Below are 22,660 nucleotides of genomic sequence, written 5' to 3' on the forward strand. Positions count from 1 at the left end.
TCCTTACCGGCATAAAAAAAGCGCTCCTACGAAGTGAAGGAGCGGCTTTGATCCATAACAATTTGATTCCGGCCATCATGCTTGGCCTGGTACAGGGCCATATCGGCTTTGTAGAACAGGGATTCCACGCTGATCTTGTCGTCTTCCCAGAACCAGTCCGAAACCCCGCAGGACACGGTTACTCCGGGACGCGTCTCGTTCATGACTCTTTCGCGGATTCTTTCGGCGACGCGGAGAGCCTGCTGTTTGCCGACTTTCGGTAAATAGACGGCCAGCTCTTCACCGCCCCAGCGGGCCGCGATGTCCGTATCGCGTATACTTGAAGCGAGAATTCCGCTGACCTGCATAAGAATCTGATCGCCGACCTGATGGCCGTACGTGTCGTTCACTTGTTTAAAATAGTCGATGTCCACCACGATCAGGGACCCGCAGAAATCTTTCTTCTGCATCTCCTTGACCTGATTGTTTAAATAATGGCGTGCATACAGGCCCGTCAGCTGATCCATAATGACCAGACGCTGAAGCTCGGCATGCAGAGTCGCGTTCGTGATGGCCAGTCCGATATGGCTGCAGAGCGCCTGAAGCAGTTTGAAGTTATCGTAGGAGAAATAATGGGGGTCGCGGTGAGCGACCAGGATTACGCCAAGCACCTCTCCTCCTCCGAGAATCGGAGCCGCCATCAGCGACCTTGAGTTCGACAATTCCATCAGTTTCGACGAAACGTGGAACCGGGGATCGTAATCGGAAACGATGACGGCTTCCTTCCTGTCGTAAACGAGCCCCGAGTAGCCTGTCCCCATCTCCAGATGCTCGTAATGCAGCGGATTGAAGTTGCTCGCTTTGACGGTAAGCCGCTCATTCTCTTCATCCTTCTGGAGGATGCAGCAGAAGTCTCCTTTAAAAATATCCGTAAGCTCTCCGCAGGCAAAATCGAAAATTTCGTGGAGGCTCAAGCTTTGGGTAAGCTTCTGGGTCATATCGTTGATAAGCCGCAGCTCGTTGACCAGCAGATTGGAATGCTCGTAGAGCTTCGCATTCTCGAATGCCGTGCCGGCGGCGTCCGCGAGCAGCGTTATGAAGGACAGCTCGGCCGGATCGACCGTATCGCACGTATATTTAAGATGAAGCACTCCGTATACGCCCTGATTTCCCGATAGAGGAGCGGCAATTTCCCTGCGGCGGATTCCGTCTCCCAGTTCTTCCTCGTAGACGAACAGCTCGCCTTCCAGAAACGCCTTGGCGCAGATGTCCTTCTCCCCGTGCTGATAGCGCAGCAGCTTGAAGGGAAGCGCTCCGTTGTGATGATCCTGAGAAAGCAGGAGGTCGAGCATCACAAACGGGTACAGTTCCTGGATGCAATCGATCACGACCGTGAGAACGGCGTTGACGTCGATCTGGGCATGCAGCTTGTTCGTCATCTCGAACAGCATTTCCCATTTGCGGAGTTCCCGCTCGCTGCGGTTAATCTGCCCCGACAAGGAGAGCGCCGTACGGGCGGAATGGCCGCTCATGCTGAACTGCTGCAGCGACAGGATGTGAGATTCGAGCAGCGCCTCCAGCAGGCAGCTGTCCTCGACGGAACCGGCAAGAATGCCGATCGTTCCGATACAATCGCCGGACAGGTTGTACAGCGGAGCCGCACAGGTCACATAACCGCGCAGCGCCCCTTCGTTATATTCGGAACCGTCAACGGTAACAAGATTCTGGTGGCGCTTACACCGAGAGAAAGCGGTTTGTTCAAGCAGCTCATCCGTCCATGCTGTTCCGTTCCGGTATAGAGGGTGCAAAAAATGTTCCGCGGCATAAAATCCGAGCTTTCGACCGTAAGAATCGAATAGTTCCAAAGAACCATTAAATTTTCGCAGAGACCGAGTCGACCGGCCTATCCATTCTTTGAATAACTGATAGAGTTCGTCGCGCTGCGACAGAACGCCGCCCTGCCCGCCGAGATGGAGAACATAGGGCTCCAGGCTTGATTCATCAAGCTTTTTCGCGTTTTCGACGGGATGGTAAGGTAAGGGGTGGTGAAGTTTGTCGCTCATAGACAACTCCTTTTCCACTTCCGAATGATTAAGAAGTATACTCCTAATGATACTAAATTTTTAGTAGTTATGCACTATCTTTTCCAAGAGTTTATGCAGAGGTTTGCGCTTGACATCCGTCCTTATTTTGCATAAAATAAATAGTCGAGTACAAAAGGTTATCGGGAGATTTTCGTGACTCACCCTCTATAGCTTCGCTGCTGATTAGCCTGCGGCTGAACAAGCTTCTCAGAGGACGCCCTTCGCGTCCGCCGGCGAAACTATCACGTGATCTGCCCATCTATCCAAAATAACATTTGAAGAGGGGTAACATCCATATGTCACGTTATACAGGTCCTAAATTTAAACTCAGCCGTCGTCTCGGTATTTCCCTGAGCGGCAGCGGCAAAGAACTCAAGCGTCCGTTTCCTCCAGGTCAACACGGCCCGGGACAACGCAAGAAAATGAGCAACTACGGCATGCAGCTTCAAGAGAAACAAAAGCTTCGCCTCATGTACGGCGTACACGAGAAGCAATTCCGTAACCTTTACAGCTTTGCTTCCAAGCAAAAAGGGATTACGGGCGAAACGTTCATGCAGCTTCTTGAAAGCCGTCTGGACAACCTCGTGTTCCGTCTTGGTTTCTCCAACTCCCGTGCAGGCGCGCGTCAGCTTGTCGCTCACGGTCACGTGACTGTAAACGGCAAAAAAGTCGACATCGCTTCCTACTCGGTTAAAACCGGCGATGTGATCGGTCTTCGCGAAAGAAGCCGCTCTCTCTCCGTAATCAAAGAAGCGCTGGCTAACCGTAACTACCTGCCGGCTTACGTTGAATTCAACGAAGCTGCTATGGAAGGTAAATACGTTCGTCTGCCTGAGCGTTCCGAGCTTCCGCAAGAGATCGACGAGAAACAAATTGTCGAGTTCTACAACCGTCTTTCCTAGTCAACCGTCAGGTTCGACTGCAGAAAAAGCCCCGATCTCCGGATCGGGGCTTTTTCTGTGCTTTTTCCCGGCTTGGCCGGGAAAGCGTTCGAAAGCTGCACGTGTACTAAGCTAGTTTGATTTTCGCGAACTTGCGCTTGCCTACCTGAAGAATATCGCCGTCCTTCACTTCCACGGACGCATTCGGGTCGGTTACTTTCTCTTCGTTCAGACGTACCCCGCCCTGCTGGATGCTGCGCTTCGCTTCACCGTTGGTCGCCTGCAGGCCCAGCGTCACGAGCAGCTTGACCAGGCGGATACCGCCCTCTTCAAGCTCACCGGCCGCAAGCTCGACTTCCTCGATATCGTCCGGCAGCGCGCGCTGCTGGAATACCGTAACGAAGTGGCGCTCCGCTTCACTCGCGGCTTCCTCGCCGTGGTACATGCGCACAAACGTGGCGGCCAGCCGCATTTTGGCGTCGCGGGGATGAACGCTGCCGTCTTCGATTCCCGCACGAAGAGCGCTGAGCTCGTCGTGGCTCAGATCCGTAGCCAGCTCGTAGTACTTCAGCATAAGCTCGTCCGGAACGGACATCGCTTTGCCGTAAATTTCATTAGGCGCCTCATCGATCCCGATGTAGTTGCCGAGGCTCTTGCTCATTTTATTTACGCCGTCGAGTCCTTCAAGCAGCGGCATCATAATCGCCACCTGGGTCGGTACGCCGTATTCCTTCTGAAGGGTGCGTCCCATCAGCAGGTTGAATTTCTGGTCCGTGCCCCCAAGCTCCACGTCGCATTTCAGCGCAACGGAATCGTAGCCCTGCATAAGCGGGTAGAAAAACTCATGCACGTGAATAGGCTGACCGGAAGTGTAACGCTTGGAGAAATCGTCGCGCTCCAGTACGCGGGCAACCGTCAATTTGGCGGACAGCTCCACCACGTCGGCAAAAGTCAGCGGGCTGAGCCATTCCGAGTTGTAACAAACAGTCGTCTGCTCGGGATCGAGAATCTTGAAAATCTGCTTTTTGTACGTCTCCGCGTTCCTCTTCACGTCTTCTTCCGTCAGACTGCTTGCGAGTCTCGGATTTTCCCGTCGGATCCCCGATACGGCCCGTGAAGTCCCCGATCAGAAGCTGCACATGATGCCCCAGCTCCTGGAACTGCCGGAGCTTGTGAAGCACAACGGTGTGGCCCACATGAATATCCGGCGCGGAAGGGTCCAGACCGAGTTTGATTTTGAGCGGCCGGTTGTCCGCAAGGGACTCGGCGATTTTCACCTTCAACTCTTCCTCCGGCACAATTTCAACCGCTCCGCGGCGCAGGATCTCAACCTGGCGCTCCGCCTCGGCCTTCTGCTCGGCCGTCAATTTTTCCCATACGTCTTTCATCGTCATCTTGTTTCCATCCCTCTCATCGCTGAAGTATTCGCTGCATAACAAAAAGCCTTCCTGTCCACAAGGGACGAGAAGGCTTTAAACTCGCGGTACCACCCTAATTAAAGCACCTCCACCGGCATAAGGCCGGGCAGGCGCTTTCACTCCATTCGGATAACGGGAATCATCCCGGAAGAAAGCTACTGAAAGAAACTTCCGCTCATCCTGTCCAGGCGGCGGTCGCAAGCCGTTCCGGTAATACGGACGGGTTCTCTCCTGTTCACAATCCCTGCTCCGGACGGTATTTCGCTGAGGAGACCGGCACCGATTCACACCCGCCATCGGCTCTCTGTTCCCTGCATCTTCCCGCTACTGAAGTCCATCGACGCATTTTGATTAATATCCAGTTCCCTAAATTTATATCATAAAGAAACAAACGGTGTCAATCTGCGGCAGCCGGGACTAAAGTCACGACGGTATTCAAGATTTTGGCTTTGTGCTATAATTGAGGCGGTTATTAAAGGAGGAATCCTGGTAATATGGCAAAAAAACTCTCTTTTTTACAAAATCCGGGAGTCCGAAAAACGCTTAAAGTCACTTTTCATACGGTTAAGTGGTTGTTTGTGGCATTTCTTGTTGTCGGAATTGTGGGGGGAGCCGCGGCTTTCGGTTACGTAAGCGCCCTGGTCAAAGACGAACCCGTCCGGAATAAAGAGGAAATGCGCAAAAAAATCGAAGAGAACGCTATCACGGGCTTTGTCTACTTTAACGACGACGCCGTTATCGGGCAGCTTCGTACGGAAGAAGACAGGAGACTGGCCGAGTTGGCGGAGATTCCTCAGGTCGTTCTCGATGCGGTGCTCGCGATTGAAGATAACGATTTCTACAAACACAACGGGGTTGACGTTAAAGGCTTATCCCGTGCCGTGACACAGAAACTGCTGAACGAAGACGTACAAACTGGCGGAAGTACGATCACCCAGCAGCTGACCAGACGCGTTTTTCTGACGTTGGACCGGGATGCGGGGCGTAAAGCCAAAGAAATCCTGCTGTCCTTGAGGATGGAAAGACTTTTATCCAAAGACGAGATTCTGCTGGCCTATTTAAATAAAATCCCTTACGGGAACGGAGCTACGGGCTATAACCTGTTCGGCATTAAAGCGGCCGCCAAAGGCATTTTCAACATCGACGATCTGAATCAGCTGAATGTCGCCCAAGCGGCCTACCTGGCCGGGCTGCCCCAGCAGCCGAGCAACTACTCGGCTTACACGAGCAGCGGCGCGCCCAATCCGACGGGATTCAAAAACGCGCTCTCACGCCAGAAGCTTGTGCTGAAACGGATGCGCGAGGAAAACAAGATCAACGAAGCGCAGTACAACGAGGCACTCGCCTTCGATCTTGAAGCTTCCCTTGCCAAGCGCCAGCAGAAAGCTTACGCCAGCTATCCCTATCTCATGATTGAAGCCGAGAAGGAAGCCGTCAATCTGCTTCTGAAGCAGCAAAATCCGGAACTCGATCCCGAGAAAGACGCGGCCGCCTACAACGAAGCTTCCAAGGCGATGCATACCCAGCTTCTGCGCGGAGGCTATCAAATCTACACAAGCATAGACAAAACGATTTACGATGCCATGCAGACGATCGGCAAAGAAGCGAAGAACTATTCCCCGACCGATTCCAAGAAAGGCGAGGAACAAGTCGGAGCGGTTATGATGGACAGCAAGACAGGTGCCGTTCTCGGAATGATCGAAGGCCGCGATTTCAACAAATCGCAGATGAATAATGCGATCCAGGCCGTGCGGCAGCCGGGTTCCACGATGAAGCCGATTGCGGCTTACATTCCCGCCATGGAAAGCGGCAAAATCCAGCCGGCCAGCATTATCGACGATTCCCCCGTCATTTTGAAGGACGGAGCGAAAGGCTATCACATTCCCGAGAACTGGAACGACAAGTACAACGGTCTGGTGACGGCCCGCAAAGCTTTGAACCAGTCCTACAACATCCCGGCGATCAAGCTGTTCACGGACACCGTCGGAATCAAGGAAGCCTGGACGTTCGCGAAGAAGCTGGGAATCTCCACGATTGAAAAAGACGATTACAACGCTCAAACGGGTGTAATCGGCGGTCTTAAGTACGGCGTGACCGTCAAGGATATGACCGGTGCTTATGCCGCCATGTCCAACAAAGGACTGTACAATGAAGCGTTCATCATCCGTAAAATTACGGATTCGACAGGCAAAGTCATTTATGAGCACGAAATGAAGCCGACGCGCGTCTTCTCCGAGGAGACAGCCTACCTCATTACGGACATGATGAGAACCGTTATAACCGAAGGAACGGCGACAAGTATCAAGAAAAGCTTTAAATTTTACGGTAAAATACCTGTAGTCGGCAAAACCGGTTCTACACAGGACGATGCCGATGCCTGGTTCATCGGATATAGCCCGAACATTACGGTCGGTGTGTGGGCCGGCTACGAGCTTCCGGTGAATAAATTGAGCAAAGCCGGTACCCAGCGAGCCATGAACATGTGGTCACTCATTATGAACGCCGCAGTCGAGAAAAAGCCCGAGCTGTTCCCGGACAACTCGTTTAAGCGGCCTTCTACGGTCGTTCAGGCGACCGTATCCGACGTGTCCGGTAAGCTGCCGAGCGATCTGAACCGGCAGTCCGGACACGTCGTGACGGACTGGTTTAACCGTAAATTTATTCCTAAAACCGTCGATAATTCAATGAAATCCATGAATACGATCGAATACAACGGCATTAACTATATCGCGCAGGATCAGACTCCGGGCGATATGGTCAAATCCAAGTTTGTCATTGTCCGCGAGAAGTCGGTCAATTCCCTGCTGAAGGAACTTTCCGCGGTTCTGAACAAACTTCCGGCCAAAAACCGCCGTTCGCTCAGTTTCTACAAACCGAAAGATTACGACGAGGACGCGCCTTCCGAGATCGACCCGCGCAAGGATGACGGAAGCGATCCGGGCGCCCCTTCCAGAGTGGCCGCAACCAAATCCGGCGGCACCGTAGTCATCACGTTCCAGCCAAGCGGAAACAATGACGTAGTCGGCTACCGTCTCTACCGTTCCGATAACGGCGGACCGTATATGCGGCAGACGGGCAAGGTTGTCATGACCGGAAGCGACCGCAAGTTTACGGACAGTGTCAGCCCGTCTTCCGTCCAATCTTATTATGTCACGGCCGTCGACGTGGCGGGACGCGAATCCGCACCCGGGAAAGCTTCCTCGACAGGCTCCGACTCCTCCGTTGACTCCGGGCTGGTGCCTGGAGGCGAAGGCGGCGGCGGGTCAGCCGGAAGCGGTCAAACCGGCGGATCCGATCAGGAAGCCGAGACGAAGCAGACGCCTTCCTCTCCTACGGGACTGACCGCGAGAGGAAGCGGCAGCGGATTAAGGCTGAAATGGAACGAAAACTCTTCCAAAGATAAAGTTAAGCGATACAACGTCTACTATGCCGAAAAAGCGGACGGAAGTTACAAAAAGATCGATTCCGCCCTCTCCGGCGAATATGTGGTCTCGGTCGTAAAACACGACGGGTACTACAAAGTGTCGGCCGTAAACGATGCGGGCGAATCCCGGTTATCTTCCGCAGTCAAATATGCGGCGGCACGTTAAGTACCCGGGTCGCTCCGCAGAAACCCCGGCAAAAAAGCCCGTGAGCACGCTAAGCATGATTGCTTGGCCGCTCCGGGCTTTTTTATGCTTTTGCTTTTATATCCGGGAAGCTCGGGAAATACACGGGACTGGAAACCGTTTGATGAAAAAACGGGGAAATCTAAAAAAGAGCGGCCTGCCGGCCGCTCTTCCTCTGTTAATCTTCAATCGTCGACAGGTCGCCTGTCGGCAGGTTAAGTTCCCATGCTTTGAGCACGCGGCGCATGATTTTACCGCTGCGCGTTTTAGGAAGTTTGTCTTTAAACTCGATCTCGCGAGGAGACGCGTGCGCAGACAAACCTTCTTTCACAAACTTGGCGATGTCCGCTTTCAGTTCATCGGACGGCTCGAATCCTTCGCGAAGCGCGATAAACGCTTTGATAATCTCGCCGCGCATCGGATCAGGCTTGCCGATAACACCCGCTTCGGCAACGGCCGGATGTTCGACCAGCTTGCTTTCCACTTCAAACGGGCCTACACGCTCGCCCGCCGTGTTAATCACGTCGTCGATACGGCCCTGGAACCAGAAGTAGCCGTCCTCATCCATATAGGCGGAGTCACCGGATATGTACCAGCCGGTTATTCTGAAATATTCTTCGTATTTCGCAGGGTTGTTCCAAATTTTGCGCATCATGGACGGCCAAGGCGTTTTGACCGCGAGATTACCCATCCGGTTAGGCGGCAGCACATTCCCGCTGTCATCGATAATGGCGGCTTCCACACCGGGAATCGGACGGCCCATGGAGCCCGGCTTGATCGGCATGCTCGGATAGTTACAAATAAGCTGTCCGCCCGTTTCGGTCATCCACCAGGTGTCGTGAATACGCTGGCCGTATACTTTCAGCCCCCACCGGACGACTTCCGGATTCAGAGGCTCTCCTACGCTCAGCACATGGCGGAGCGAGGACAGATCAAACTGGCTGACCACATCGTCCCCGGCACCCATCAGCATGCGGAAAGCGGTCGGAGCGCTGTACCAGACGGTCACGCCGTATTTCTGAATCGTGTTGTACCAGTCCTGCGGACTGAAACGTCCTCCGCGGATCACGTTCGTAGCTCCGTTGAGCCAAGGCGCGAAAATACCGTAAGACGTGCCGGTAACCCAGCCGGGATCGGCCGTACACCAGTACACATCGTCTTCTTTAAGATCAAGGACAATATTGCCCGTATAGTAATGCTGAACCATGGCGTTATGAACATGGAAAACGCCTTTAGGCTTGCCTGTCGAACCGGATGTGTAATGCAGAATCAATCCGTCTTCGCGGTCTACCCACTGGATGTCGAGTTCTTCGGATGCCTGCGCCATTTCCTTGTGGAAATCCACTTGGCCTTCCTGCAGATCCAGATCTTCACCGACGACAATGACATGCTTTAAATTAGGCAGTTCGGCCGTAGGAATACGGTGCACAAGCGCGGGCGTCGTAATAATGGCGACGGCTTCGCTGTCCTGCAGACGGTCGCGTACCGCCATTTCCATGAATGCTTCGAAAAGCGGTCCGACTACCGCACCGATCTTGATGGCTCCCAGAAGGGCCATATACAGTTCCGGAGTACGCGGCATGAAAATAAAGAAACGGTCTCCTTTATTCACGCCAAGTTTACGCAGTACGTTCCCGAATTGATTGGATTTCGTTTTCAATTGAGAGAAGGTATAGGACTCGTCTCTCTGCTGGTCGCTATAATAGAGGGCAACTTTATCTTTTCTGGAAGATTCCGCATGGCGGTCGATCGCTTCGTAAGCCATGTTCACTTTACCCGTATCAAACCAGGAAAAATTGGATTCTATCGCTTCCCAATTGAACGATTCCCGGGCTTTCTCGTAATCGCCCAGGTTGCCGTTTTGTGAAACTGCATCTACTACTTCACCTTTTAATTGGTTCATTTCTCCTACCTCCCGACAATTGAAACGCTTTCAATCTTTTTTGAATGCCATGTGCCTGACAGGAAGAAAAGCGTGCTTTTCACCATGTACATTATATCACAGCAGGATATGTTTGCCTATTGCTTTTCAATTCCCCAATAAATGTGATATAAGAGAGTATAGAGAGAACTGCGTTACCGACGCCGCTTTTAAGGAGACTCCCTCTCATGGACCATAAAAAAATTTATCATTCGCACTCTTTCGTACCGCCCGGCCTGGATGCAGAGATTACCGTGGAGGGACCCGTATCCCCTGATCACCTGCGCAGCCTTCAAATGCATGCCGATCTTGACGCTTTCCGAAAACCGAGAGACCAGCACGAAGCCCTTGTCGAAATCGCGGAGCTGCCCGAAGGCCGCATTATTATCGCCCGTACCGGAGACTGGATCGTAGGCTACGTCACCTTCCATTATCCGGACGAAATCGAGCGCTGGTCGCAAGGCAATATGCCCGACCTGATCGAACTCGGGGCCATCGAAGTCGCTAACAGCTACCGGGACCTCGGACTCGGCAAGAAGATGATCCGGCTCGCGTTTACGGACGGACAGCTGGAGAACGTCATTACGTTCACCACCGAATATTATTGGCACTGGGACCTGGAAAGCAGCGGGCTCAGTGTGTGGGATTACCGCAAAATGATGGAAAACCTGATGAAATGCGTAGATATGGTGTGGTTTGCCACCGACGATCCGGAAATATGTTCGCACCCGGCCAACTGCCTGATGGTTCGCATCGGAAGCAAAGTTCCCCTGGCTTCCGTCGAGCAGTTCGACCGCATCCGCTTTCAACAACGGTTCATGTATTAAGAACCATTTCCTGGATTACGGGAGGAACAGCTCGAGATGAAGAACGAATCGGTTTTTGTATTTAACGAGCATGAAGCGACCTACAAGTTCAACGAGGAACATCCGTTTAATCCGAAAAGACTGCTGCTCACGATTGACCTTCTCAGAAAAGCAGGAGCGCTGGACGACTCCGAAATCGTCACTCCCCGTGTAGCCACGGATGACGAGCTTCTCCGCGTTCACCAGCCCGCTTACATCGACGCCGTGAAAGCGCTTAGCGAGCTCTCTCCCTCGCTTGAATGGGTAAACAGTGCCGCCAAGTATGGCCTGGACACCGAGGACACGCCCTATTTCGCCTGGATGCACGACGTGACCTCAATGGTCGTCGGCGGTTCCATAACGGCTGCAGATACCGTTATGTCCGGCAGAGCGAAGCGCGCGTTCCATCTGGGCGGGGGCCTGCACCACGCTCTGCAGAGCAAGGGTGCCGGCTTCTGCGTCTATAACGACGCTTCCGCCGCCATCGCCCATCTGACCGAGCATTACAACGCGAAGGTGCTGTACATCGACACGGATGTCCACCACGGGGACGGCGTGCAATGGAGCTTCTACAGCGATCCGCGCGTATGCACGTTCTCTATTCATGAAACCGGAAAGTATTTATTTCCGGGGACGGGCGATGTGACGGAGCGGGGCGAGGGCGAAGCTTTCGGCACCTGCGTGAATATTCCGGTGGAACCGTACACCGAGGACGACTCCTGGCTTGAAAGCTTTGAAGCGGTTCTGGTGCCGCTGATTGAGCGTTTCAAGCCCGACATCATCGTGTCGCAGCACGGCTGCGACGCGCATGCCCTTGATCCGCTGGCCCATGTGCACTGTTCCATGCGGATCTACAAAAGGATGCCCGAGCTTATCCGCGAGCTGGCAGACAAGTGGTGCGAGGGCCGCTGGGTTGCGCTCGGCGGCGGAGGATACGACATCTACAGAGTCGTCCCGCGTGCCTGGAGCCTGGTCTGGCTCGTCATGACCGGCAATCCTCTGCTTCAGGAGCTGGAGAGTAATCCGCTCCTTCCCCTGCCCTCCGCCTGGATTGCCGAGCATCAGCCGGGCAGCCCTGTGAAGCTGCCTGTCACTTGGCTTGATGCCGTCGACGATTGGGAACCGATCCCCCGCCGGGAAATTATTACCGAGAAAAACAAAAAAACCGTCGAGATCGCTCTGCTTTATTTGAAATAAGAGCGGTCCCTGCGGTTTTTTATTGAGTTTGCTTTGATTCCTGCGTTATATTTTGCCTGCTCTTCTTCCACATCGCGCGAAGCTTCCGGCGCGCGGTGCTCGGCATCACATAACGGTGGTCAACCACCCGCGGATGCCTGTCGTAAAAGCCGCAGACAAAACCGTTGATTAAAAAGGCCGACCGGTCGAGAAACCCGGTCAGCCTTTTTCATATGCCTCTGTTATAAAGAGCGCACCATATGTTCAATGATCCGGTGCGAATTTTCGGAAGCCTGCTTGGTAAACTCCGCAAAGTTAACGTGTGCCGAGCCGTCCGCTTTGTCGGACATGGACCGGATGACGACGAACGGCACTTTGTTCATGGAACAAACCTGCGCCACGGCCGCACCTTCCATCTCCGTGCAGGTCCCGCCGAGCTCCTGGTGAAGCTCCGCCACTTTGTCGCGCGAAGCGACGAACTGGTCTCCGGACAAGACAAGCCCCTGCTTCGTTCTTCCCTCGAACAGCTCGCGGCTCGCCGCATCCGCCAGCTCAACCAGGCCAGGGTCCGCCTGGAAGACTGAGATTTCCTCGTAAGGAATTACTCCGCGCGGGAAACCAAGGGGTGTTACATCCATGTCATGCTGCATACAGGACGTGGAGATCACGATATCACCGATGTTCAGCTCGGGATCCAACGCTCCGGCAACGCCCGTAAACAGAACGGCGTCTACGCCGAAGCCGTCAATCAGAATTTGCGTGCAGACAGCCGCATTCACCTTGCCTACTCCCGATTTGCAAACCACGACCGTTTTGCCTTCAAACTGGCCTTCCCTGTATGTAATGCCGGCTTTCGTCGTTTCGGTTACGCCGCTCATTCCGCCGACAAGCAGCTCGATTTCTTCATTCATCGCACCGATGAGACCGATTTTATTGATCATTCTTGTGTATCCTCTACTTTCCGCTCAACAAAAAGCGGCTCAACGAGGAGCCACTGAGCTGCGCTTAATGATTTCATGCGGGAGAACGACTTGAGTAAGTTCCATCGTTTCCTTGTTCATCAACTTCGTAAGAAGACGCATGGACACCGCGCCGATATCGTACATGGGCTGTGCCACTGTCGTCAGTTGAGGACGCACCATAGAAGCCATCCGGATGTTATCGATACTCATCACGGAAATATCCTTCGGTACGGAAAGCCCTTCGTCCTGGATTTTGTGAATGGCGCCGATCGCCATTTCGTCCGTCGCCGAGAAAATAGCGGTAGGGCGCGTAGGCAGCTTCAGGAAATAATCCGTCGCATCGATTCCCGATTCATACCGGTAGTTGCCCAGTCTTACGTAATCTTCGTTCACTTCGATGCCTGCGTTCTCCAGTGCCTTCTTATAGCCATGGTAGCGGGCAAAGCCGTTAGCCGGGTCCTGAAGCGGGCCGGAGATCATGGCGATCGTACGGTGGCCGCTCTCGATCAGAAGCTGCACGGCATCGTAGGCCGCTTTCTCGTGATCGATATCGACGGACGGCATTACGTTCTGCTCGTCGGCGGTGCCGCAGAGCACAACCGGAACGGAGGAAGTCCGGAACGCGTTGATGTGGTCTTCCGTCACCACGCCGCCCATAAAGAGAAGCCCGTCCACCTGCTTCTCCAGCAGGGTGTTGATGACGCGGATTTCTTTCTCCTTCTTCTTGTCGGCGTTGCTCAAAATAATATTGTAATGGTACATGTTGGCGATATCTTCGATTCCGCGTGCCACTTCCGCGAAAATCGAGTTTGAAATATCAGGGATAACCACGCCGACTGTCGTTGTTTTCTTCGATGCAAGTCCCCGGGCAACAGCATTGGGGCGGTAACCGAGCCGTTCGATTGCTTCGAATACTTTCTTCCTTGTTTGCGGCTTCACGTTCGGGTTATTGTTGACGACACGCGAAACCGTGGCCATCGATACTCCTGCTTCTCTTGCTACGTCATAAATAGTAACGGTCACGGTCACTCTCTCCATTTATTCGAATATTCGTCGTCCTTGCCATATTACAGACTATCATACGACATTATTTCCCTTTTCGCAATTAAAACACTTTCACACCTAATAGTAGCAAAAAATACGCATGAAAGCCAACTCGGCGATGATCTTACCCGCTCCGGCAGGAATCTCATCGTTCAAGTTGGCTAAGTAATCAGCTGAAATCCGTTCAAGCGCATCCGGCGGGCGTGTTTGTAAGGAAAATCGCCACCGCGGTCAGCTTCTTGTCTTATCCGCAAAAGCTTCCTGCAGCCGGTCGTCCGTCAGCATATGCTCGCTGATTTGAGCAAGTCTGCCGCGGACTTCCCCCGCCCAGCCCATATCCCCGACGGAGGTAGCCAGAAGCAATAGATCCAACAGCTCATTGACCCTTTCCTCCACAGCCTGCTTGAATCCGTACCCTTCCTCGGAGGAACAGGCAAGCCGGACGATGAGACAAGCCACTTCGGACACGTCTTCAAACCGCAGGATCTGTTTTTCCGGTTTCGGACCCAGCGTATCGATCAATTCCGTCACTTTAGGCTTTACGCTCGAATAAACAACGCTTTTCCCGCATGCTTCGCATGAGTAGATGGGTACGTTTTCAATCTCAACCTTTTGTTGAAACACGACGGTTCTAAGACATAGATGAACCGGTTGTCCGCAGCAGTACCCTTTTTGCATAATCACTCACTCCTTTAGCAGCCGATAGAAACTTGCTGTCTTCGTCTTACTTAAGCTACTTCTATCCGGGTGAATGATATTCCTGCTTTTCGGGCACTGTCACATATTCCCTTTTATGAAAAATTATATTTATTTCGCAAACGGCATAATCTTATGTGCAAAACGCTAATTCGAGGCTTTCTTCTGAATCAGCACCTCGATAAAAGCTTTCATAAAAGCGGGCAGATCCGGGGGGCGCCGTCCCGAAACGATATTGCGGTCGACCACGGCTTCCTCGTCCACCCAGATCGCTCCGGCGTTTTCAAGATCGTCCCGGATGCCGGGCGTGGAGGTCATCGTATAGCCTTCCACGATTTTGGCCGATATCAAAACCCAGCCCGCGTGACAAATCTGCGCGATCGGTTTTTGCGCTTCGTGAATCTCGCGGGTAAATTTCAGAACATCGGCATATCTGCGCAGTTTATCGGGTGCCCAGCCGCCAGGCACATACAGCCCGTCATAATCGGCCGCGCTTACGTCTCCGAAGGCGACATCCGTCGTAATCGGCACGCCGTATTTGCCGTGATAAATTTCCCGCGCTTTAGGTCCCGCGATATCGACGACTGCTCCCGCTTCGCGAAGGCGCAGAACGGGGTACCACATTTCCAGATCCTCGAATTCCTCATCGACAAACGCCAGTATGCGCTGGCCTTTCAAATCCTGTACGGTCATAGTAAATCCCTCCTTGTTTAGTGAAAACGGGTTAAGAAGCGCTTGATCTGGAATCCGCCTGCCGCAGCACCTGCTCGATTTCCTCGCTGGATCCGCATTTCAGCACTTCCTGAAGCAGGCGTTCGCTTTCGGCATGATTGCTCGTCAGCAGGCGGTGCTTGATCGGAAGAATAAGCTGAACAGCCATACTCAGCTCCTCGATGCCGAGACCGAGCCATATAGGCAGCGCGCGGATGTCCCCCGCGAACTCGCCGCATACGGCGACGGGGATACCGGCCGCCTTGGCCGCATCAATGGTCAGCTTCAGCAGACGGATAACGGCGGGATGATACGGATTATACAAATGAGCGATGCTGTCGTTCATCCGGTCGACCGCCAGCACGAACTGGGTAAGATCGTTGGTTCCGATGCTGAAGAAATCGACTTCTTTGGCCAGAACATCAGCAATCAGGGCCGCGCCCGGCACTTCGATGGTCAAGCCCACCTCGATGTCGGGATTAAACGGCTTGCCCCGGCTTCTAAGCTCCTGCTTGGCTTCGGCCAGCAGCGCGTTGGCCTGCCTAAGCTCCCCGAGAGAAGAGATCATCGGGTACATAAGCTTTACTTGACCAAAGTGCGAGGCCCGCAAAATCGCGCGGAGCTGGGTTTTGAACAGCTCGCGCCGCTCCAGGGAAATCCGGATGGCCCGGCAACCGAGTGCCGGATTCTCTTCTACCTGAAGCGGAAGATAATCCAGCTTCTTGTCACCGCCGATATCCAGCGTGCGGATGATGAGCGGCCTGCCGTCCAGCTTGACCGCCGCCTGTTTGTACACCTCGGTCTGCTCCTCTTCGTCCGGAAGCGAGTCGCGGTCCATGTACAAAAATTCCGAACGGAATAAGCCGACCCCGACGGCGCCGTTTTTGAGCACCTGGTCGATTTCTTTGATGGAGCTGATGTTCGCCGCCAGCCGGACCTGTTTATGGTCCTGAGTCATGGACGGGACATGGGCGATTTCCTGCAGCCGTTCCCGGTGCATCAGCCAGTCCGTCTTGCGCGACTCGTAGAACTCCACGGTGGCGCTGTCCGGGTTCACATAGACGATCCCTTCCTCGCCGTCCACAATCATCAAATCTCCGTTCTGAATGGGCCGGATAAGCTTGCCCTCCAGTCCCAGCACGAAAGGGATTCCCATGGCGCGGCTCATAATCGACGTGTGCGAAGTAAGCCCGCCCATCATCGTGACGATGCCGAGAACCCGGGCCGGGTCGAGATGTACGAGCTGGGAAGGGGTAAGCTCTTTTGCCACCAGAACGTACGAGTGGTCCACAGGAGGCGGGGTATCGTCCCCGCTGCCGAGCAGATGCTTCAGCAGACGGTTGCCTACGTCTTTGATGTCCATGGCCCGTTCTTTCATATAGTCATCGTCCAGCACGTCGAACATTTCGACGAATTTGTCGATCACTTCTTTGACGGCCACCTCCGCGGCTTTGTACTGCCGGCTGATAATGCCCTGAATTTCGTTCATAAACACGGGATCTTCCAAAATCGCCAGATGAGCGTCGAAAATGTACGACTGCTCTTGGCCCAGGACGTCCCGGATTTCTTGCTTGATATGTTCCAACTCGTCTTTGGACGAGCGAATCCCGTCATACAGCCGCTCGAATTCAAACGACAAATCCGTGGCATCCACCATTTTATCCGGGAACTCCCAGTCCCAGGCGGGGATCACGTATGCGGGACCCATGGCGATCCCCGATGAAGCTCCTATCCCTTTAAACATTTGAAGTCCCTCCGCTCTGTTCCGGTTTTTTCAGCACAACGGACATCACGGACGCCTGCCCTTTTTTAACGGATTTATAAGGGGCGAAGCTCCATGATTTGACACGGTCCGAATTGGTAATCACCATAGGGGTGGCCAGCGATTTGGCATGCTTTTTTAACTGATTGTAGTTAAAACGGATCAGCAGCTGCCCCGCTTCCACCTCGTCTCCGGGCTGCACTTGGGCCTCGAAGAAATTTCCGGTCAATGTAGATGTGTCGATGCCGATGTGCAGCAGAACTTCAAGTCCTTCCTCTGTCTGAATTCCAAGCGCATGCATCGTCGGGTAGACGTGCATGATTTTACCGGCGACCGGCGACAACAGCTCCCCTTTGTCCGGTATGAAAGCAACCCCGCTGCCGACGATTTTTCCGGCGAAAATACGGTCCGGAACTTCTTCCAGCGGAATCATTCTCCCCGTCATAGGGGAGCTGAAAAGCACGAGCTGGATATCTTTACGCAGCAGCTTCATGATTTCTTCCCGGATCAATTCCGAGAATGTGCCGAAAACAACCTGTACGTTGCCGCCTCCCAAACGGATGACTCCGGCCGCCCCCAAGTGCTTCAGTGCGGCTATATCCATGAGACGGTCGGATTCAAGAGTCAGCCGCAGCCTTGTAATGCAGGCTTCGATTTTCTTGATGTTCCCCTTGCCTCCGAGCGCTTGGACGATAAGCGGCGCCCGGTAAGGAATGTCGCCCGCCCATTCTTCGAGGGATGAGCCTTCTTCCCGTCCCGGGGTCGGGATGCGGTAACGCCGGATGGCGTACCTGAACATGACATAGTAGACCGCTCCGAACACAAGCCCGATCGGAATGAGCATCCACCCGTTGCGCGACAAATGCTCGTTAATAACAAAATCGATAGCTCCGGCGGAATAAGAGAATCCGTGCGAAATATTAAGCGCATACGCGATCCACATGGCAAAACCGGATAAAATGGCATGAATCACGAACAAGTACGGCGCGACGAACAAGAAGGCGAATTCAATCGGCTCCGTGACGCCGGTCAGAAAGGATGTCAGCGCCGCGGTCAAAAAGGTTACCCGTACATGCGGCTTTAAATCTTCCCGGGCCTCGTGAATAATGGCAAAGGCGATCGCGGGAAGCGCGAACATCATAATCGGATACAATCCGGCCATGTAGGCCCCGGCCGTGGGATCCCCCGCGAAGAAGCGGGGCAGATCGCCGTAAACCATATCTCCGTTCGGTTCTTTGTAAGCGCCCAGTTGAAACCAGAAGAAATTGTTAAGGATATAATGAAGCCCGGAAGGCACCAGCAGCCGGTGCGCGATGCCGTACAAGAAAGCGCCGAATCCGCCAAGGCTGAGAACCCAGGCTGTAAGCTGCTCCATTCCGCTCTCCAGAAGGGGGCCCAGCTTGATCATCAAGATAGACAATACAAGCGTAACGACCCCCATAATGAGAGGCACCATCCTCGGCCCTCCGAAAAACTGAACGTATTCGGGGAGCTGGATTCGCTTGCACCGGTGGTACGCGACCGCCGAGAGCAGACCGATCAGGATCCCTCCCGCGACGCCGAGCTGGAACGTTTCGCCCAGCTGATGCTGGGTCAGTACGGTGAATAAAAAATAGCTCATCAGTGCGGAAAGCCCGGCAATGCCCGCGTTCTCCGTCAACCCGAGCGCTACGCCAACCGCGAATACGAGCGGTAAATATGTAAAAATAGTATGACCCGCAAGCAGCATCATATCGCCGAGCCATGCCGCCCCCATACTGTCCCATGGCAGGATTCCCAGTCGTATAAGTACTGCGGCAACAGGGAGCGTAATCATCGGAAGCATTAAAGAACGCCCGAATTGCTGCAAATTTCCCATCCAGTTCAACTTAAGCCCTGCCTCCTCTCTATTTCGATCCTAATGGCTGCCGCACTTTTTGTCAAAAACAAATAAGCGGGTCCGAAGACCCGCTTGCTGGCACTTGCTGCCTAACGATGCCGTGAGCGATCGTCAGCTTTTGATTAAAACGTACCTGTCGTGTACGGAAGGCCGGAGTTGATACGGCCGGATTGAGCGGAACCTACGCTGCTGGAGAAACCGCCGCCGAACTGCTGCTGTGCAGGAGTCTGGGAATCGGAATTCAGGTAGCTGTCATGAGCCGGCTGGTCGCCGCGGTAGTTAGCCGTGTGGTAAGACTGTGGAGAAGCGGCTTGGGAGTAGCTTTGCGTACCGTAGCCTTGGCCGAAAGACTGGGAACCGAAGTTCTGGGAGCCGTAGCCTTGGCCGATAGCGGACTGGCTCAGACCGAAAGAAGTTTGGCCGAAACCTTGCTGCTGCGCAGGCGTTTGGGAATCCGAACGCAGGTAGCTGTCGTGTCCCGGCTGATCGCCACGGTAGTTAGCCGTGTGATAAGACTGAGGGGAAGCGAATTGGCCGTAGCTTTGTTGCTGGCTCGTGTAAGATTGGTTTCCTTGGTTGCCGAAAGCTTGGGAACCGTAAGATTGAGTCAGGCCGTAGGAGCCTTGTCCGAACCCTTGCTGCTGCGCAGGCGTTTGGGAATCCGAACGCAGGTAGCTGTCATGGCCCGGTTGGTTGCCGCGGTAGTTAGCCGTGTGGAACGATTGCGGGTTTTGGTAGCTGCCGTATTGGGAGTTTTGGAACTGGTTTTGACCGTACGAAGATTGAACATAACCGGTCGGCTGGAACTTGTTTTGGTACTGGGATTGAGAGCCGAGACCAGCTTGATTTTGATACTGGTTGTACATGCGGAGTTCCTCCTTTAAGGAATTAATGAGTCTTCCAGACAAGTCTTTCCTTGTTCTGGAGCCTCCCCTATTGTTTGCAGGACCCGCGAAAATTATGAACCCGCCCGAGAAAATTTTTAAGAAAAAAAATATAACCCGACTACAGCTTTCGCTTTAGTCGGGTTTTCATACTTTACACAGGAGCCGAACTGTAACGGTTCAGTTTCCTCTCGGATTCAAAATCGCATCTTCGACTTTGATGCAGCGGTCCATAACGACGGTCAGACCGCCGCGCTTGGCGATTTCAGCCGCTTCCTCGTTATATACGCCCTGCTGAAGCCACAAAACTTTGGCTCCCTTGCGGACCGCTTCCTCCGCAATCGGCACAACCTGGTCGCTTCTGCGGAAAACATTGACGATATCCACATTTCCGGGAATATCGGACAGACTGGGATAGCTCCTGCCGCCCAAAATCTCTTCCGCATTCGGATTGACCGGAATAATTTCGTATCCCCGGGACTTCATCGCGGCCGATACCATATGCGACACCCTTTCCGGGTTGTCGGACAAACCGACTACGGCAATAGGCCCGGCGGAAGCCAGCAATGTTTTGATTTCGTCTCTGGACGGATTTTCAAAAGGCATGAAAAACACTCCTTTTCGGTAGTATAAAACCCAGGCATTGCCGCGTTGTCTGAACTTAATCAGCCGTATAGGACAGGCCCTGCTTGCCCATCGCTTCCCAGATGCCGATGAACAGCTTTTTATCCAGCCGGACATTTTTGCTGCCCGTCCACGGGTCGTTCACGTATACGGACGTTTCGTCGTAACCGACCATTAGGACCGCATGTTCCGAGAATGTCGCGCGGATCGGACCGATGGATGTATTCCACTCGGACCAGCGGGTCGGCATTACGAAACCGATGGTTGTCCAGACGACGACCGGACGGCCGTTTGCGATCTGTTTTTCGTACATGTCAAAAGATTCGCCCGTTAAATCTACGGCGGAAGGAATATACGATTTTAACAGCGGAAACAACGCCTTGTGGTAAATTCCGAAGCCTTTGGACTTACCGGTACCGTCTCCCACGTAGCCGATGTTCGGGTGTCCCCAGGAGGCGATGGTTCCGTCCTTGTTCCAGACGATCGGAGTCGGATCCTTCGGCATTTCGTTGTACAGCTGCATTTTGTCCAGCTTGATGCCTTTATAATGAAGCATCATCGCGATCGACGTAATTTCACAGCCGGACGGCAGCTCGGGTTTCTGCGCGATAACGGGGGCATCGATCATGGCCTTCGTTTTCGGCTGCTCTTGAACCTGTTCCGCCGGCTGCTGCTCCGGTTCCGGTCCCGGCTGTTTTTCAAGTTTGGCGTCCATGGCCATGACGGTCTGAACGTCCTGCCCGCTTATTTTGGCATATAGCATCACAGACATGAAACCGCCTGAGAACAATAACCCGAGGATCAGAAAGAAACCGAATGTTACTTTCATGCCCCTCCAAATAATGCGCATCCTATTCACCCATTCATTCGTTCGTTAATTCGATGTGCGCTCCGAGTGAAATCATATGATCAAAAAACTGCGGATAAGATTTGGCCACATGGTGGGCGTCACGGATAACAAGCCCCTGCTTGCTCCGCAGACCTGCCACGGACAGGGCCATAATGACGCGATGGTCATAATGCGCGTTAATTTCCACGCCGCCTTCAAGACCTTCCGGCCGGCCGTGGACAATGATTTCACTTTGACGCTCTTCCACGTCGGCTCCGGCTTTGCGCAGTTCGTTCAGGAAATCCGTGATCCGGTCGCACTCTTTGTAGCGGAGATTCTCCACGTTGTAAAAACGCGAGGTGCCTTCCGCAAACACAGCGGCCGCTACCATAGCAAGCACCGCATCCGTAAAATGATCGCCGTCGAATTCACCGGCTTTCAGACGGCCCGTACCTTGTACGCGTACGATTCCATCCTGATGAGTCAGCGAGACGCCCATGGCACGAAGCACATCCACGCACGCTTTCTCGCCCTGACGGCTGTTTTCGTCCAGCCGGTGCACGGTTACATCCGAATCGGTAACCGCGGCCGCCGCCAGTATCGCGGCAGACCCCGGGTAATCCCCTTGTACGACATACTCCTGCGCACGGTAGAACTGATTGCCGGGAATCCGGTAATGCATAAGATCTTCGCTGGCCTCCACGCGAATCCCTGCTTGTTCGAGCACTTCCAGCGTTTGTCCGACAATGACTTTGGACTTCAGATCGTGAAGCACTTCGATTTCGCTGTCTTCTTGAAGCAGAGGAGTCAAAAACAACAGGGAACTCAAAAACTGCGAGCTTACGCTGCCCGACACGGTGATTTTGCCTCCGCGCGGTTGTCCCCCTTTAATAGTTATCGGCAGACGGCCTTCATTATGTTCGACTTCGACGTTCATTTGTTTCAGCGTATGAATGAGATCCAGATGGGGCCGCTTGCCCAGCGATTCCGGATATTGATTAATGAAAGTCACTTCGCTTTGGCAAAGTGCTGCGGTAGACATCAAAAAACGGAGAACCGCTCCCGCGTTTCCGACATTTAATTCTTTGACCGGAAGAGGGTTTTTGCCGAATCCCTTAATGACCATCTTATGCTCGTCTTCTTCGATAACCGCTCCCAAATCGCGGATGCAGCGCCGCATGGCGTCACTGTCTTCACTGTGGGCCGGATAATGAATGGTGCTCGTACCTTCGGCCAGCGCCGCAATAAGAAGGTAGCGGGTCGTGTAATTTTTAGAAGACAGCGCCTGAATTTCTCCCTGCAGGCTCGGTGTCGCTTTTACAATGGCTTTCATGGAATTCATGGTTGTTCTCTCCTT

The 22,660-nt window shown here is 53.5% G+C and carries 16 protein-coding genes, 1 pseudogene and 1 other annotated feature; of the genes and pseudogenes, 4 read left to right on the forward strand and 13 right to left on the reverse strand.

Annotated features, from left to right (window positions below; genetic code table 11):
- Window positions 1–26: 26 nt before the first annotated feature.
- Complete coding sequence (locus ABC395_RS17190) at window positions 27–2,042, reverse strand: sensor domain-containing diguanylate cyclase (protein ID WP_413004940.1); 2,016 nt, start codon at window positions 2,040–2,042, stop codon at window positions 27–29.
- 317 nt (window positions 2,043–2,359) lie between these two features.
- Between ABC395_RS17190 and rpsD the strand changes: the two genes are divergently transcribed.
- Window positions 2,360–2,965 (forward strand): 30S ribosomal protein S4, encoded by a 606-nt coding sequence (rpsD, locus tag ABC395_RS17195; RefSeq protein ID WP_413004941.1) that lies wholly within the window; start codon window positions 2,360–2,362, stop codon window positions 2,963–2,965.
- Between the two features lie 106 nt (window positions 2,966–3,071).
- Here rpsD and tyrS read toward each other — a convergent pair.
- A pseudogene (tyrS, locus tag ABC395_RS17200) lies at window positions 3,072–4,332 on the reverse strand (tyrosine--tRNA ligase).
- Window positions 4,333–4,398: 66 nt separating this feature from the next.
- Window positions 4,399–4,712 (reverse strand) — a binding site (T-box leader).
- 144 nt (window positions 4,713–4,856) lie between these two features.
- Between tyrS and ABC395_RS17205 the strand changes: the two are divergent.
- Window positions 4,857–7,952 (forward strand): transglycosylase domain-containing protein, encoded by a 3,096-nt coding sequence (locus ABC395_RS17205; RefSeq protein ID WP_413004943.1) that lies wholly within the window; start codon window positions 4,857–4,859, stop codon window positions 7,950–7,952.
- 196 nt (window positions 7,953–8,148) lie between these two features.
- Here ABC395_RS17205 and acsA read toward each other — a convergent pair whose 3' ends face one another.
- Complete coding sequence (gene acsA / locus ABC395_RS17210; protein ID WP_413004945.1) at window positions 8,149–9,873, reverse strand: acetate--CoA ligase; 1,725 nt, start codon at window positions 9,871–9,873, stop codon at window positions 8,149–8,151.
- Window positions 9,874–10,079: 206 nt separating this feature from the next.
- On the opposite strand from acsA, the gene ABC395_RS17215 reads away from it, so the two are divergent.
- Window positions 10,080–10,718, forward strand: coding sequence for a GNAT family N-acetyltransferase (locus tag ABC395_RS17215; protein WP_103993711.1), 639 nt, complete (start codon window positions 10,080–10,082; stop codon window positions 10,716–10,718).
- 36 nt (window positions 10,719–10,754) lie between these two features.
- The gene (locus ABC395_RS17220; protein ID WP_413004947.1) at window positions 10,755–11,933 is read left to right on the forward strand and encodes an acetoin utilization protein AcuC; all 1,179 of its coding nucleotides are present in this window, start codon (window positions 10,755–10,757) and stop codon (window positions 11,931–11,933) included.
- Between the two features lie 221 nt (window positions 11,934–12,154).
- Here ABC395_RS17220 and ABC395_RS17225 read toward each other — a convergent pair whose 3' ends face one another.
- From ABC395_RS17225 to aroA, 10 genes are all read right to left on the reverse strand, one after another.
- Window positions 12,155–12,853, reverse strand: coding sequence for a 5'-methylthioadenosine/adenosylhomocysteine nucleosidase (locus ABC395_RS17225; RefSeq protein WP_413004949.1), 699 nt, complete (start codon window positions 12,851–12,853; stop codon window positions 12,155–12,157).
- A gap of 39 nt (window positions 12,854–12,892) precedes the next feature.
- Entirely contained in the window at window positions 12,893–13,912 is a 1,020-nt protein-coding gene (gene ccpA, locus ABC395_RS17230; RefSeq protein ID WP_103993708.1) for a catabolite control protein A, read from the reverse strand.
- A 237-nt stretch (window positions 13,913–14,149) separates the two neighbouring features.
- On the reverse strand, window positions 14,150–14,596 hold the full coding sequence (locus ABC395_RS17235) for a hypothetical protein (RefSeq protein ID WP_413004951.1): 447 nt from the start codon (window positions 14,594–14,596) through the stop codon (window positions 14,150–14,152).
- 165 nt (window positions 14,597–14,761) lie between these two features.
- Entirely contained in the window at window positions 14,762–15,307 is a 546-nt protein-coding gene (locus tag ABC395_RS17240; RefSeq protein ID WP_413004953.1) for a type 1 glutamine amidotransferase domain-containing protein, read from the reverse strand.
- 31 nt (window positions 15,308–15,338) lie between these two features.
- The gene (gene ptsP / locus ABC395_RS17245) at window positions 15,339–17,069 is read right to left on the reverse strand and encodes a phosphoenolpyruvate--protein phosphotransferase (RefSeq protein ID WP_413004955.1); all 1,731 of its coding nucleotides are present in this window, start codon (window positions 17,067–17,069) and stop codon (window positions 15,339–15,341) included.
- Window positions 17,062–18,954 carry a glucose PTS transporter subunit IIA gene (locus ABC395_RS17250; protein WP_413004957.1) on the reverse strand — a complete coding sequence of 631 codons (1,893 nt, stop codon included), beginning with the start codon at window positions 18,952–18,954 and terminating at the stop codon, window positions 17,062–17,064. Before ABC395_RS17250 ends, ptsP begins: the two co-directional genes overlap by 8 nt.
- Before the next feature lie 134 nt (window positions 18,955–19,088).
- The gene (locus ABC395_RS17255) at window positions 19,089–19,832 is read right to left on the reverse strand and encodes a hypothetical protein (protein WP_413004959.1); all 744 of its coding nucleotides are present in this window, start codon (window positions 19,830–19,832) and stop codon (window positions 19,089–19,091) included.
- 198 nt (window positions 19,833–20,030) lie between these two features.
- Window positions 20,031–20,456 (reverse strand): CoA-binding protein, encoded by a 426-nt coding sequence (locus ABC395_RS17260; RefSeq protein ID WP_413004960.1) that lies wholly within the window; start codon window positions 20,454–20,456, stop codon window positions 20,031–20,033.
- 55 nt (window positions 20,457–20,511) lie between these two features.
- A complete protein-coding gene (locus ABC395_RS17265) occupies window positions 20,512–21,303 on the reverse strand; it encodes a C39 family peptidase (RefSeq protein WP_413004962.1) in 792 nt (263 codons plus the stop codon).
- Between the two features lie 34 nt (window positions 21,304–21,337).
- On the reverse strand, window positions 21,338–22,636 hold the full coding sequence (gene aroA / locus ABC395_RS17270; RefSeq protein WP_413006762.1) for a 3-phosphoshikimate 1-carboxyvinyltransferase: 1,299 nt from the start codon (window positions 22,634–22,636) through the stop codon (window positions 21,338–21,340).
- Between the last annotated feature and the right edge of the window lie 24 nt (window positions 22,637–22,660).

Origin of the sequence: Paenibacillus canaveralius, from assembly GCF_047238265.1 — a bacterium.
Lineage (GTDB): Bacteria > Bacillota > Bacilli > Paenibacillales > NBRC-103111 > Paenibacillus_F.

Excerpts from the sequence above, each read along its gene's own strand:
- ABC395_RS17190 (WP_413004940.1), bottom strand. The coding sequence starts at position 2,042 with ATGAGCGACAAACTTCACCACCCCTTACCTTACCATCCCGTCGAAAAC.
- rpsD (WP_413004941.1), top strand. The coding sequence starts at position 2,360 with ATGTCACGTTATACAGGTCCTAAATTTAAACTCAGCCGTCGTCTCGGT.
- ABC395_RS17205 (WP_413004943.1), top strand. The coding sequence starts at position 4,857 with ATGGCAAAAAAACTCTCTTTTTTACAAAATCCGGGAGTCCGAAAAACG.
- acsA (WP_413004945.1), bottom strand. The coding sequence starts at position 9,873 with ATGAACCAATTAAAAGGTGAAGTAGTAGATGCAGTTTCACAAAACGGC.
- ABC395_RS17215 (WP_103993711.1), top strand. The coding sequence starts at position 10,080 with ATGGACCATAAAAAAATTTATCATTCGCACTCTTTCGTACCGCCCGGC.
- ABC395_RS17220 (WP_413004947.1), top strand. The coding sequence starts at position 10,755 with ATGAAGAACGAATCGGTTTTTGTATTTAACGAGCATGAAGCGACCTAC.
- ABC395_RS17225 (WP_413004949.1), bottom strand. The coding sequence starts at position 12,853 with ATGATCAATAAAATCGGTCTCATCGGTGCGATGAATGAAGAAATCGAG.
- ccpA (WP_103993708.1), bottom strand. The coding sequence starts at position 13,912 with ATGGAGAGAGTGACCGTGACCGTTACTATTTATGACGTAGCAAGAGAA.
- ABC395_RS17235 (WP_413004951.1), bottom strand. The coding sequence starts at position 14,596 with ATGCAAAAAGGGTACTGCTGCGGACAACCGGTTCATCTATGTCTTAGA.
- ABC395_RS17240 (WP_413004953.1), bottom strand. The coding sequence starts at position 15,307 with ATGACCGTACAGGATTTGAAAGGCCAGCGCATACTGGCGTTTGTCGAT.
- ptsP (WP_413004955.1), bottom strand. The coding sequence starts at position 17,069 with ATGTTTAAAGGGATAGGAGCTTCATCGGGGATCGCCATGGGTCCCGCA.
- ABC395_RS17255 (WP_413004959.1), bottom strand. The coding sequence starts at position 19,832 with ATGTACAACCAGTATCAAAATCAAGCTGGTCTCGGCTCTCAATCCCAG.
- ABC395_RS17260 (WP_413004960.1), bottom strand. The coding sequence starts at position 20,456 with ATGCCTTTTGAAAATCCGTCCAGAGACGAAATCAAAACATTGCTGGCT.
- ABC395_RS17265 (WP_413004962.1), bottom strand. The coding sequence starts at position 21,303 with ATGAAAGTAACATTCGGTTTCTTTCTGATCCTCGGGTTATTGTTCTCA.
- aroA (WP_413006762.1), bottom strand. The coding sequence starts at position 22,636 with ATGAAAGCCATTGTAAAAGCGACACCGAGCCTGCAGGGAGAAATTCAG.